The following is a 12,646-nucleotide window of genomic DNA, read 5'->3' on the forward strand; positions in this document are numbered from 1 at the left end:
CGGCGGTAGATCCACTACCGCCGCTGTGCGACGACCACCGGGCACCTCCCGGCGGAGGCTGGGCACCGGCCGCACGAGCGGCCCGCGCACCGCTTTCCGCAGGAGTCCTGATGTCCCGATTGTTGTCCAGGATCGGCGCGTTCAGCGCCGGTCACCGGCTCGTCGTCGCCGGCGCATGGTTCGTGCTGACCGTGGCCCTCACCGTCGTGACGATCAGCGGCGCGAAATTCTCCGACGCCCCGTTCAGCATCTCGGGCGCCGAGTCGACCACCGCGCTCGCCACGATGGAGGAGGCGTTCCCCGCGGCGGACCCCGAGGCCGGCGAGCTGATGCTGGTCGTCGAGGCGCCCGGCGGCACCTCCCTGACGCGGCCGGCCGGCCGGGACCTGGTCACGGACCTCGTCGCGCGCGCCTCCGGCGTCCCCGACGTGAAGTCCGCCGCGGACCCGTACGCGGAGGACCGTCCCTATGTGTCGAAGGACGGTTCGGTCGCCGTCTCGACGCTCACCGTCGACCTGGAGGCCGACCAGTCCGTCGTCGAGGCCGACCTCCGGGAGGCCGCGACACCGCTGACGGACAAGGGATACCGCGTCGAACTCGGCGGGACCCTCGACGACGGGCCGCCCGAGATCGCAGGCGTCACCGAGATCGTCGGTGTCGTGGTCGCCTTCGTCGTACTGCTGCTGACCTTCGGCTCGCTGGCCGCCGCGGGCGCGAACATGCTGACCGCCCTGAGCGGTGTCGTCGTCGGCGTCCTGGGCATTCTCGCCTGGTCGTCCGCGGGCGAGGGCATCCAGTCCACCACGCTGATCATCGCGGTGATGCTCGGGCTGGCCGTCGGCATCGACTACGCCCTGCTGATCCTCTCCCGGTTCCGTGACGAGCTGCGCCGCGGCGCCGACGTCGACTCCGCCGTGGCCCGCGCCGCCGGCACGGCCGGCACCTCCGTGGTGGTGGCCGGGACCACCGTGGTCATCGCCCTGACGGGGCTGGCGATCGTACGGATCGCGTTCATCACCGAGATGGGGATCGGCGCGGCCCTCGCCGTGGTCGTCGCCGTGGCCGCCTCGCTCACCGTCGTACCGGCCGTGCTGAAGACCCTCGGCCACAAGGCACTGCCGCGCAAGGAGCGCCCGGCACGGGGTGCGGTGTACGAGGCACCCGTGGCCGCGGCGGCCGAAGCACCGGCAGCAGAAGTGGCGGGGAGCCGCCGTGGGCCTGGGCTGCTGGGCCGCTGGGCCCAGTTGGTGGTCGACCGGCCCGTCCTCACGATGCTGGGCAGCACCGTCGTCGTCGCCCTGCTCGCCGTCCCGGCTCTCTCCCTCAAGACCGAACTCGATCCCCCGGGCGGCCCCGACCCGGCCAGCTCCCAGCGCGCGGCCTACACCACCGTCAGCGACGCGTTCGGCGCCGGCGAACAGAACCCCCTCGTGGTGCTCTTCGAAGGCCCGGACGCGGCGGACACCGCGGCCGGTACGGCGAAGCGGATCACCGCGCTGAACGGGGTGGCCGACGTCAGCCCCGTCCAGCGCGCCGAGGACACGGGCATCGCCTTCCTCGCGGTCACGTCCGACCACGGCCCGACCGACGCGCGTACGAACGACCTGGTGAACTCGTTGCGCACGGCGATGGACGAGGTGTCCGGCGCCGAGGTCTCGGTGACCGGTCAGACCGCGGTCGACGTGGACGTCAACGAGGCGCTCTCGTCGGGCCTGATCATCTATCTGATCGCCGTGGTCGGGCTCTCGCTGCTCCTGCTCACCCTCGTGTTCCGCTCCGTCATGGTGCCGCTGCTGGCCACCGCCGGGTTCCTGATGTCCCTGGCCGCGAGCCTCGGCGTGACGGTGGCGGTGTTCCAGTGGGGCTGGGCCGGCCCGCTGGTCAGTCTGAACGAGGCCAGGCCGCTGGCCAGTCTCACGCCGCTGATCGTGGTGGGCGTGCTGTTCGGCCTCGCCATGGACTACCAGGTGTTCCTGGTGGCCCGTATGCACGAGGCGCACCGGAACGGGCTCCCCACCCGGGCCGCCATCGTGCGGGGCTTCGGGCAGGCCTCGCCCGTCGTCGTCGCGGCGGCCGCGATCATGGCGTCCGTCTTCGCCGGCTTCGCCTTTAGCGGCGGCGATCAGATGGTCGCGTCCATCGGGCTGGCGCTGACGGTCGGGGTGCTGGTCGACGCGCTCGTCGTACGCATGCTTCTCGTGCCGGCGGCTCTGCGGCTGCTCGGGGAGGCGAGCTGGTGGATACCGCGTGGGCTGGACCGGGTGCTGCCGGACCTCGACACGGAGGGCGCGTCCCTGGACCGGGAGGTGCCACCGGCGGGCGACGGCCCCCACCAGGAACTGGCCGACCCGGCCCGGGTCTAAAGAAACAGCCCTCGCCCCCGCCGCCCCTACCCGTTCCCGTCCACGTCTCGGGGGCCAGCCCCCGAACCCCCTGCGCCTCAAACGCCGGAGGGGCTGATCCTTCAGCCCGTCCGGCGTTTGAGGACAACGGGGGCGAGGGGGCGCAGCCCCCATGCGGGACGGGAACGGGTAGGGGCGGCGGGGGCGAAACCCTCGGGCCCAAGAAATGTGTGGGAATGGCGACCGGCCGGGGAGACATGGCGCTCCCCGGCCGGTCTACGGCACCCGCACGGCCGTACGCTGTTCAGAGTGCCGCGTCCGTATATCGGTGCCGGGTCGGCCAAGTTGCCTGCGTGTTAACGCAGTTGCTCCCCGTTTGTCGGCCTATGCGGACCCGTCCGTCGGTTCGACCGGCGGCTCCACCGACTCCACCGGTGCCACCGGTCCCGGCTCCTCCTGTGGCACGACCTGCTTCTCCTCCGCGAAGTGGCAGGCCGAGTCGTGGGCGGCGGGACCGGCCTCGTACCGGAACTCCGCGGGGACCGCGAGCAGCGGGACCTCCATCGCGCAGCGCTCCGCGGCCTTCCAGCAGCGGGTGCGGAAGCGGCAGCCGGAGGGGATGTTCGCGGGCGAGGGCACGTCGCCGAAGAGGATGATCCGCTCCCGGTGCTCACGGGCCTCCGGGTCGGGGACGGGCACGGCGGACAGCAGGGCCTGGGTGTACGGGTGCGTCGGGTGGTCGTAGATCTCGGCGTCCCGGCCGGTCTCGACGATCCGGCCGAGGTACATCACCCCGACCCGGTCGGAGATGTGCCGCACGATCGACAGGTCGTGCGCGATGAAGACGTAACTGAGGTTGAACTCGGTCTGGAGGCGGTCCATCAGGTTGATCACCTGTGCCTGGACCGACACGTCGAGGGCCGACACCGGTTCGTCCGCGACGATGATCTCGGGGCGCAGGGCGAGGCCGCGCGCGATGCCGATGCGCTGGCGCTGCCCGCCGGAGAACTGGTGCGGATAGCGGTTGATGTACTCCGGGTTGAGCCCGACCACGTCCAGCAGGTCCTGGACCTGCCGGCGCCGGTCGCCCTTCGGCGCGACCTCGGGATGGATCTCGTACGGCTCCCCGATGATGTCGCCGACGGTCATGCGGGGGTTGAGCGAGGTGTACGGGTCCTGGAAGACCATCTGGATGTTGCGGCGGACCGCCTTGAGGGCGCGGCCGGACAGCTTGGTGATGTCGTCGCCCTTGTACCGGATCTCGCCCGCGGTCGGCCGCTCCAGGTTGACCAGCATCTTGGCGACCGTCGACTTGCCGCAGCCGGACTCGCCGACGATGCCGAGGGTCTCCCCGGCGACGAGGTCGAAGTCGACGCCGTCGACCGCCTTGACCGCGCCCACCTGTTTGCGGAACACGATGCCCCGGGTGAGCGGGTAGTGCTTGACGAGGCCGCGGACCTGGAGGATCGGCTCGCCCAGCGGGGCGTTCAGGTGCTCGGCGACCGCGCCGTTCTTCCGCTCAGCCATTGAGGCACTCCCTCCAGAAGTGGCAGGCGCTCACCCGGTCGGTGCCCGCCTCGGTCACCTCGTACAGGGGCGGTACGTCGGTGCGGCAGACGTCCTGGGCCATCGGGCAGCGGGGGTTGAAGGCGCAGCCGGGCGGGATGTGCATCAGGTTCGGGGGCAGGCCCTTGATCGCGTAGAGCTCGCGGCCCTTCTGGTCGAGCCGTGGGATCGACTCCAGCAGGCCCTTCGTGTACGGGTGCGCCGGGGCCTTGTAGATGTCGTGGACCGGGGCGGACTCGACGATGCGGCCCGCGTACATCACGGCGATGCGGTCGGCGACGTCCGCGACCACGCCGAGGTCGTGGGTGATGAGGATGAGGCCCATGTGCAGCTCGCGCTGCAGTTCGGCGAGCAGGTCCATGACCTGGGCCTGGACGGTGACGTCGAGGGCGGTGGTCGGCTCGTCGGCGATGATCAGGGCCGGTTCGAGGGCCAGCGCCATCGCGATCATGATGCGCTGGCGCATTCCGCCGGAGAACTGGTGGGGGTAGTCGCCGACGCGGGAGGCCGCGCCCGGGATGCGTACCCGGTCCATCAGTTCGATCGCCTTCGCCTTGGCCTCCTTGCGGGACGCGCCCCGGTGGACGGTGAACATCTCGCCGAGCTGGGCGCCGACGCTGAGCACCGGGTTCAGGGACGACAGCGCGTCCTGGAAGATCATCGCCATCTGGGCGCCGCGGACCTTGCGCCGCTCCTCCTCCTTGAACTTCAGGAGGTCCTGGCCCTTGAAGAGGATCTCGCCCGCGGTGATCTTCCCGGGCGGGGTGTCGAGGATGCCCATGACGGCCTGCGCGGTCACGGACTTGCCGGAGCCCGACTCACCGAGCACGGCGAGCGTCTCGCCCTCGTCCACGCTGTAGGTGACGCCGTTGACTGCCTTGGCGACGCCGTCCCGGGTCCTGAACTCCACGTGCAGGTCGCGCACTTCGAGCAGCACGGCACTCACCTCAGCTTCGGGTCGAGGGCGTCGCGCACCGCGTCGCCGAGCATGATGAACGCGAGGACGGTGACGGCCAGCGCCCCGGCCGGCCAGAGCAGCGCGTGCGGGGCGGTGCGGATGTACTGGGACGCCGAGGAGATGTCGATGCCCCAGCTCACCGTGGGCGGTTTCAGGCCCACGCCGAGGAACGAGAGGGTCGCCTCCAGCGAGATGTACGTCCCCAGCGCGATGGTCGCCACGACGATGACCGGGGCGATAGCGTTGGGCGTGATGTGCCGCAGCAGCATCCGGGAGTTGGAGGCGCCGAGCGCGCGGGCGGCCTGGACGTAGTCGTTCTGCTTGGTGGTGATGACCGAGCCGCGGGCGATGCGGGAGATCTGCGGCCAGCCGAGCAGCACCATGAAGCCGATCACCGGCCAGATCGTGGAGCTGGTGACGACGGACAGCAGCACCAGACCGCCGAGGACGACGGGGATCGCGAAGAAGATGTCGGTGATCCGGGAGAGGACCGCGTCCCAGGCCCCGCCGAAGAACCCGGCGAGACCGCCGAGCACCGAGCCGAGGATCGCCACCCCGAGCGTGGCGCAGACGCCGACGGTGACGGAGACCCGGGCCCCGTACACCGTGCGGGTGTAGACGTCGCAGCCCTGGCCGTTGTAGCCGAAGGGGTGGCCGGGCTGGGAGCCCTCCTGGGACTTGGCGAGGTCGCACTTGAGGGGGTTGCCGGAGGCGATCAGCGAGGGCCACAGGGAGATGACGACCAGGAAGAGGATGACGAGCCCCGAGATGATGAAGACGGGGTTGCGCCGCAGGTCGCGCCAGGCGTCGGACCACAGGGAACGGGGCCGGTCCTGCGGGCCGGTGCCGTCGGGTCCGCCGGGCACCTTCTGCAGGGAGGCGCCCTCCTCGGTGGCGAGGTCCATCGCGCCGCCCATGCCGGTCGCGGCGATGGCCCCGTCCTCGGGGGCGCGTCCGCCGCCGGACAGGTGCGGCCCGGGCGGCATGGAGGGCAGGGGCCGGTCCGGCCGCGGCTGCTCGGGCGGCGTCGGCTGCTCAGGCATAGCGGATCCTCGGGTCGAGTACGGCGTACAGGAGGTCGACCAGCAGGTTGGCCACCAGGAAGACGAGGACGAGGACGGTCACGAAGCCGACGACGGTCTGGGTGTTCTGGCGCAGGATGCCCTGGTAGAGCTGGAAGCCGACGCCGTGGATGTTGAAGATCCGCTCGGTGACGATCGCGCCGCCCATCAGCGCGCCGATGTCGGTGCCGATGAAGGTGACCACCGGGATGAGGGAGTTGCGCAGCAGGTGCCGGGTGATGACCCGGCGCCGGGGCAGGCCCTTGGCGATGGCCGTGCGGACGTAGTCGGCGCGCCGGTTCTCCGCGATGGACGTGCGGGTCAGCCGGGTCACATAGGCCAGGGAGACGGACGCGAGGACGAGGCCGGGCACGATCAGCTCGTCGAAGGGTGCCTCCGAGGAGACGGACGGGCTGATCCAGCCCCACTTGACGCCGAGCAGCAGCTGCAGCAGCAGACCGGTGACGAAGGTGGGCACCGAGATGACGACGAGGGTGATCAGCAGGACGCCGGTGTCGACGGGCCGGCCGCGGCGCAGTCCGGTGACCACGCCCAGCGCGATGCCGATGACGACCTCGAAGACGATAGCGACGATCGTGAGCCGGATGGTGACCGGGAAGGCGGTCGACATCAGCTCGGTGACCTCCTGCCCGTTGAACGCGGTGCCGAAGTCGCCGGTGAAGACGTTGCCCATGTAGGTCGCGTACTGCTGCCACACGGGCTTGTCCAAGCCGAACTCCTTGCGGAGCTGGGTCGCCGTGGCGGGGTCGCACTGCCGGTCGCCGCACAGGCCCGCGATGGGGTCGCCCATCACGTTCACCATCAGGAAGATCAACAGGGTGGCGCCGATGAAGACCGGGATCATCTGCAGCAGACGCCGGATCACATACCGTCCCATGAGGGCTCCGGAGGTAGGCGGGGGCGCCCGTGTGTCGACGGGCGCCCCCGCGGCTCAGCTGACCTTGATCTCGTTGTAGACGGGCAGGCTGAACGGGTTCAGTGCCACGTTCGAGATCCGGTCCGAGTAGCCGGCGCTGCCGTTCTGGTACCAGAGCGGAATGGCGCCCATGTCGTCCCGCAGGACCTTCTCGGCGTCCTGGAAGAGGCCGACGGCCTTGGCCTGGTCGGTCTCCGCGTTGGCCTTGTCGACGAGGTCGTCGAACTTCTCGCTGGTCCACTTGCCGTCGTTGGACGAGGCGTTGGTGTAGTACAGCGGCTGCAGGAAGTTCTGGATGAGGGGGTAGTCCATCTGCCAGCCCGCGCGGAAGGGGCCCGACATCTTGGACTGGGTGATCTGGTTGCGGAAGTCGGCGAAGGTGCCGACCGGGTTGCCGACGCAGGCCTTGTCGTTGTCGAGCGCGTTGTTGACGGAGTTGCAGACGGCGTCCACCCACTCCTTGTGGGAGCCGGTGTCCGCGTTGTAGGAGATCTTGACCTGCCCACCGGGCAGCCCGCCGCCGTCCTCGATCATCTCCTTGGCCTTCTTCGGGTCGTACTCGCAGGCGTCACCGCACAGCCCCTCCTTGAAGCCGCCGGCCTCGCCGAGGACGGGCGAGGTCCAGTCGCTGGCGGGGGTGCGGGTCTTCTGGAAGATGGTCTCGGTGATCTGCTCGCGGTTGATGGCCATGGAGAGCCCGGTACGGACCTTCTCCATGCCGTCCTTGCCCCAGTTCTTGTCGTAGAACGGGAAGGCGAGGGTCTGGATGATGCCGGCGGGGGTGTTGATGTACCGGTCGCCGAGGTCGCTCTTGGCGTTCTTGAGCTGGGCGGCGGGCACGTCGTCGACGAGGTCGAGGTTGCCGGCCATCAGGTCCGTGTACGCGGTGTTGTTGTCGGTGTAGACCTTCAGGTCCACCCCGCCGTTCTCGGCCTTGTCCTCCCCCGGGTACTTGTCCCACTTGCGCATCTTCATCACGGAGCCCTTGGCGTACGAGTCGATCGTGTACGGGCCGTTGCCGACCGGCTTCTTCAGCCAGGCGGCGTGGTCGTCGAAGAACGCCTGGGGCAGCGGCGCGAAGGCGGCGTAGCCGAGGGTGTCGGGGAAGGTCGAGAACTTCTGGTTGAGCTTGATCGTGAAGGTGTTGTCGCCGGTGACCTTGAGGCCGCTCAGGGTCTGGGCCGTCTGCTTGCCGCCGTCCTCCGGGTGGACCTTGTCGTAGCCGTCGATGTACCCGAAGAAGTACGCGTTCTTCTGGTTGTTCTTGAGGCTGGCGCCGTAGTTCCAGGCGTCCACGAACGACTTGGCGGAGACTGCCTCGCCGTTGCTGAACGTCCAGCCGCTCTTGACGGTGACGGTGAAGTTCTGCGAGTCCGAGGTCTCGATCTTCTCGGCCAGCATGTCGTTGGCCTCGCCGCTCTTGGCGTCGTAGCGCTTGAGACCGCGGAAGAGCATGTCGAGGACCTTGCCGCCCTGCACCTCGTTGGTGTTGGCCGGCTCCAGGGGGTTCTGCGGGTCGCCCCACGAGGAGCTGAGGACCCCGGAGCCGTCGCCACCGCCGCCGCCGCTGTCGTCCCCGCCTCCCCCACAGGCCGTCGCCGCGAGGGCTGCTGCCGTCGCGCATACGGCCCATCTGGCGTGTGTGGCTCCACGCATGGAGTGCCTCCTCATCGGTGCGCTGCGGCTCCGGCGCCGGAGCCAGTACCTTTGCGCCCAATATCGGTGCAGAACTCACTTAGCGCACATTTGCCGACCCACATGGGTGCATGCGTCGTCCGACGGGGGCGGGCGGGTGGGCGTGAGTGGACCCACATCTCGGCTACCGGCCGGCGGGGGCGGGGGTTGCGCCGTTCCCCGCGCCCCTGAGCGGGAGGGCTGGGCCCGGGTTTTGCCTGCGGGCCCAGTGAGCGCGGGGGATGCGCAGTTCCCCGCGCCCCTGAGGGGGTGGGCTGGAGCCGGGTTTTGCCTGCGGGCCCAGTGAGCGCGGGGGATGCGCAGTTCCCCGCGCCCCTGAGGGGGTGGGCTGGAGCCGGGTTTTGCCTGCGGGCCCGGTGGGGGCGGGGGTTGCGCCGTTCCCCGCGCCCCCGAACAGGTGCGTCTTTCTGCGCGCCGGTTTTTCGGCTGCGGGCGGTGGGGGTTGATCGCGCAGTTCCCCGCGCCCCTGGCGGGGAACGGCGCGGCCCACCCCCACCGGCCGATAGCCAAGATGCGGGCCCGCACCCACCCACCCAGGGGCGCGGGGAACTGCGCAACGCCCGCCCTCACTGGGCCGCGGACGAAACAGGGTCCAGCCCGCTCAGGGGCGCGGGGAACTGCGCAACCTTCACCCCAACCGGCCCGCAGGCGTAACACACCTGTGCAGCGGGGTGTTACGCGTCCAGGGGTAGCTCCCCCACGACCTGGTCGCCGCTTGTTTCGCCCGTGCGGTGGAAGCCGAGCCCCAGGTAGAACCGCTCCGGGCCGCCCTCCCCCTCCGCCCACGTGACCGTGACCACCCGGCACCGCCCCCGCCGCCGCACCTCCTCGCAGACCGCCCGCACCGCGAAGGTCCCGTACCCCCGCCCCTGCCGGCCCTCCGCGATGTTCAGCCGCCACAGGCCGGAGCGGAGCCGGTCCTCGGGGTTGTCCGGGTCGAAGCGGACATCGAAGAAGGCCATCACGAAGCCGACCAGCTCGTCACCGTCGTAGACCAGCCGCGGCCAGGCGGTCCGCGGATTCGCGTACGCCTCGGCCAGCGACTTCGCGACCGTCGAGACGAACCGCTCCTGGTCGGGCCGGACCTTCAGCGCGAGCGCAGCCTCGACGTTGTCGGGAGTGACCTCCTCCAGGCGTATGGAGGAGGCCTTCGCGGCCGCCGGCTCGGCGCCGGGCAACCCCGCCCCCACCCGCTCCGCCTCCCCCCGTTCCACACAGAACTCGTTCCCCTCCGGGTCCGCCAGTAGGAACCACCCGCCGCCGTCCGGACGCGTCCGGTCCGCGATCAGGGTCGCGCCGAGCGCGAGCGCCCGCTCGGTCTCCGCCGCCCGCGTGCGCCCCGTCGGCCGCAGGTCGAAGTGGATGCGGTTCTTGGCCGTCTTGCCCTCCGGTACGCGCACGAAGAGCAGCCTCGGACCTCCGTCGGGGTCCTCGATCAGTGCCTCCGGGTCACCCGGCTTGTCGTCGTCGGCCAGCGGCCGGCCCAGCAACTCGCTCCAGAACAGGCCGAGATCGTAGGGATCGCCCGTGCAGTCGAAGGTGATGCTGTGGATGGCGGGGTTCCGGACGGAGACGGAAGGCATGGGGGTTCGAGTCATGGCGGGGAGCCTCCCGGACGCCCCGGCCGATGTCGAACGGTTATCGCCCCCCACCACCGGCCCCGCGTCACACGCACGTCCACCGCGCGTCGTGAACGTTAACCCCTCGGCGCCGTTCATCCGTTGGGGCGGAAGTGACCCGAGACCGACCGGGACCGCCGCGCGGCCCGCCAGGGTGGGACGGGAAGCCGAGGCGATGCGAACCGCCCACGGCACCCGGCCATGTCATGCCCCGCCAGGCCATGTCATGCCCCGCGTCATGACGTCACGTCACTCCTCGCAAGGAGGCCACCGCATGCCCCCCACCACCCCTGACTTCGGTCCCCTCATCGACGACTACGCCCCCCACGAAGGGCAACGCGGCTGCGACCCGGCGCCGAAGCCGGGCCTCCTCGCATTCCGCGACCTGGTGCTCGGCGCCTACCCCGCCACCCGGAGCCTGGGCATCGGCAGGGAGTGCGGCAGGCAGGGCGTCAGCGAGCACAAGGAGGGCCGGGCCTGGGACTGGGGGATCGCCGACGGCCAGGCCGCCCTCGCCGAGGAGCTCATCGGCTGGCTGCTCGCCACCGACCGGCACGGCAACCGCCACGCCCTCGTACGCCGCCTCGGAATCATGTACATGATCTGGAACCGGCGGATCTGGCAGGCCGCACGCGCGGACGCGGGCTGGACCCCGTACACCGGCGACAGCCCGCACACCGACCACGTCCACTTCAGTTTCGGCTGGGCGGGAGCGCGCCGGGAGACCACGTGGTGGACCGGGCGCGGGACGGCCGCGCCGCAGGTCGGCATCGGGATCCCGTCCGTGGTGGACCACGGCTCGGGCATGGTCGTGTCCGGGGTCGACGGGACGGGGGACGTGGCGCACCGCTGGCAGAACCAGGCGGGCGGCGCGTGGTCGGCGTGGACGCCGCTGGGCCGTCCGTCCTCCGGAGCGGTGGGCCGGCCGTGGGCGCTGGTCGGCCGCTACGGCAAGCTCGCGGTGTTCGTCCGGGGCGCCGACGGGGCGCTGTGGCACACCTGGCAGTCGGAAGCGGGCGCGTGGGCGCCGGAGTGGGTGTCCCTGGGCGGCCGGCCGGCGAGCGACCCGTCGGTGGTGCTCAGCCCGAACGGCGCGCTGTCGGTGTTCGCCCGGGACCCCGAGGGGCGTATCACCCACACCTGGCAGCGCGGCCCGGAGCACGGCCACGCCTGGCACGGCAGCTGGGTCGACATGGGCGGCTCCACACAAGGACGACCCACCGTCCTCGTCGGCCGCGACGGAGGCATGGTCCTCTTCGCACGCGGCACCGACAACGCACTCCACCACCGCTGGCAGACCGGCACCGGCGGCCCCTGGTCCGACTGGAGCCCCCTCGGCGGCCACCTCACATCCGACCCGGCGGTGGTTCTGAGCCCCAACCGCTCCCTGTCGGTCTTCGCCCGCGGCCCCGAAGGACGTATCACCCACACCTGGCAGCGCGGCCCCGAACTCGGCCACGCCTGGCACGACACCTGGGTCGACATGGGCGGCTCCACACAAGGACGACCCACCGTCCTCGTCGGCCGCGACGGAGGCATGGTCCTCTTCGCACGCGGCACCGACAACGCACTCCACCACCGCTGGCAGACCGGCACCGGCGGCCCCTGGTCCGACTGGAGCCCCCTCGGCGGCCACCTCACATCCGACCCGGCGGTCGTCCTCAACCCCAGCGGCGACCTCTCCGTCTTCGGACGTGACCCGCACGGCCGGGTCACCCACACCTGGCAGCGCGGCCCCGAACTCGGCCACGCCTGGCACGACACCTGGGTCGACATGGAGGGCAGCCTCGCCACCGACCCCGACGCGCCCGTGGCCACCGGCGTACTCGCCCCACCCCGTACCCCGGCCTCGGCGGCCGATCACGCGGGCCGCGCGTGACGCCCCTCCCCCACCCCGTAAGGAGCCCGGCATGGCCGCGTGTCACATCCCGCCCGACCACGATCCCGAAGTCATCAGGGCCGTCCACCTCGTCGGCGTCGAACTCGCCGTCTCGGACAAGGTGATGCTCGCCGGTTTCGAGGCCGGCTGGGTCGAGTCGCGTATGAACAACCTCGACTGCGGCGACCGCGACTCCCTCGGCGTCTTCCAGCAACGCCCCAGCCAGGGCTGGGGAACCCCGGAGCAGATCCGCCACGTGCCGTACGCGGCCCGGCAGTTCTTCGTCCGCGCCGTCCGGGTCGAGGAGCAGTCACCGCACCTCACCGCCGGGCAGACGGCCCAGAAGGTGCAGCGTTCGGCCTTCCCCGACCGCTACGACCAGGCCGAGGCGAAGGCCCGCGCCCTCCTCGCCGAGGCGCGGGAGGCCACGGGCACGCCCGCGCTGCCCGCGCCGCGTGTCAGCACCGGGGTTCCGTCGGTCGTGGACCACGGCTCGGGGATGGCCGTCTTCGGCGTCGACGACACGGGCCAGGTGGTCCACCGCTGGCAGAACGAGCCGGGCGGCCCCTGGTCCACCTGAACGACAGTG

General features: G+C 71.1%; 9 protein-coding genes and 1 pseudogene. 3 read left to right on the forward strand and 7 right to left on the reverse strand.

Annotated elements, in window-relative coordinates; genetic code table 11:
• Window positions 1-110: 110 nt before the first annotated feature.
• Window positions 111-2,363 (forward strand): MMPL family transporter, encoded by a 2,253-nt coding sequence (locus IE278_RS05100; RefSeq protein WP_189769241.1) that lies wholly within the window; start codon window positions 111-113, stop codon window positions 2,361-2,363.
• 363 nt (window positions 2,364-2,726) lie between these two features.
• Here the strand turns inward: IE278_RS05100 and IE278_RS05105 are convergent, their stop codons facing one another.
• The 7 genes and pseudogenes from IE278_RS05105 to IE278_RS05135 all read right to left on the reverse strand — a co-directional run.
• Complete coding sequence (locus IE278_RS05105) at window positions 2,727-3,869, reverse strand: ABC transporter ATP-binding protein (RefSeq protein WP_189769242.1); 1,143 nt, start codon at window positions 3,867-3,869, stop codon at window positions 2,727-2,729.
• Window positions 3,862-4,845, reverse strand: coding sequence for an ABC transporter ATP-binding protein (locus tag IE278_RS05110; protein WP_189769243.1), 984 nt, complete (start codon window positions 4,843-4,845; stop codon window positions 3,862-3,864). Before IE278_RS05110 ends, IE278_RS05105 begins: the two co-directional genes overlap by 8 nt.
• Before the next feature lie 5 nt (window positions 4,846-4,850).
• The gene (locus IE278_RS05115) at window positions 4,851-5,852 is read right to left on the reverse strand and encodes an ABC transporter permease (protein WP_246570058.1); all 1,002 of its coding nucleotides are present in this window, start codon (window positions 5,850-5,852) and stop codon (window positions 4,851-4,853) included.
• A 49-nt stretch (window positions 5,853-5,901) separates the two neighbouring features.
• Entirely contained in the window at window positions 5,902-6,825 is a 924-nt protein-coding gene (locus IE278_RS05120) for an ABC transporter permease (protein WP_189769246.1), read from the reverse strand.
• Between the two features lie 54 nt (window positions 6,826-6,879).
• A complete protein-coding gene (locus IE278_RS05125) occupies window positions 6,880-8,520 on the reverse strand; it encodes a peptide ABC transporter substrate-binding protein (RefSeq protein WP_189769248.1) in 1,641 nt (546 codons plus the stop codon).
• A 713-nt stretch (window positions 8,521-9,233) separates the two neighbouring features.
• Window positions 9,234-9,698, reverse strand: a complete 465-nt coding sequence (locus IE278_RS05130; protein WP_189769820.1) for a GNAT family N-acetyltransferase — start codon at window positions 9,696-9,698, stop codon at window positions 9,234-9,236.
• Between the two features lie 60 nt (window positions 9,699-9,758).
• Window positions 9,759-10,142 (reverse strand): annotated as a pseudogene (locus tag IE278_RS05135) (VOC family protein); the annotation flags it as partial.
• 310 nt (window positions 10,143-10,452) lie between these two features.
• Here IE278_RS05135 and IE278_RS05140 point away from each other — a divergent pair.
• Together IE278_RS05140 and IE278_RS05145 are read left to right on the forward strand one after the other, a co-directional pair.
• Complete coding sequence (locus IE278_RS05140; RefSeq protein ID WP_189769249.1) at window positions 10,453-12,057, forward strand: PLL family lectin; 1,605 nt, start codon at window positions 10,453-10,455, stop codon at window positions 12,055-12,057.
• Window positions 12,058-12,088: 31 nt separating this feature from the next.
• Entirely contained in the window at window positions 12,089-12,637 is a 549-nt protein-coding gene (locus tag IE278_RS05145) for a hypothetical protein (protein ID WP_189769250.1), read from the forward strand.
• Window positions 12,638-12,646 lie beyond the last annotated feature (9 nt).

The sequence above is a fragment of the Streptomyces tauricus genome (genome assembly GCF_014650955.1).
Classification (GTDB): Bacteria; Actinomycetota; Actinomycetes; order Streptomycetales; family Streptomycetaceae; genus Streptomyces; species Streptomyces tauricus.

Excerpts from the sequence above, each read along its gene's own strand:
- IE278_RS05100 (WP_189769241.1), top strand. The coding sequence starts at position 111 with ATGTCCCGATTGTTGTCCAGGATCGGCGCGTTCAGCGCCGGTCACCGG.
- IE278_RS05105 (WP_189769242.1), bottom strand. The coding sequence starts at position 3,869 with ATGGCTGAGCGGAAGAACGGCGCGGTCGCCGAGCACCTGAACGCCCCG.
- IE278_RS05115 (WP_246570058.1), bottom strand. The coding sequence starts at position 5,852 with ATGCCGCCCGGGCCGCACCTGTCCGGCGGCGGACGCGCCCCCGAGGAC.
- IE278_RS05120 (WP_189769246.1), bottom strand. The coding sequence starts at position 6,825 with ATGGGACGGTATGTGATCCGGCGTCTGCTGCAGATGATCCCGGTCTTC.
- IE278_RS05125 (WP_189769248.1), bottom strand. The coding sequence starts at position 8,520 with ATGCGTGGAGCCACACACGCCAGATGGGCCGTATGCGCGACGGCAGCA.
- IE278_RS05140 (WP_189769249.1), top strand. The coding sequence starts at position 10,453 with ATGCCCCCCACCACCCCTGACTTCGGTCCCCTCATCGACGACTACGCC.
- IE278_RS05145 (WP_189769250.1), top strand. The coding sequence starts at position 12,089 with ATGGCCGCGTGTCACATCCCGCCCGACCACGATCCCGAAGTCATCAGG.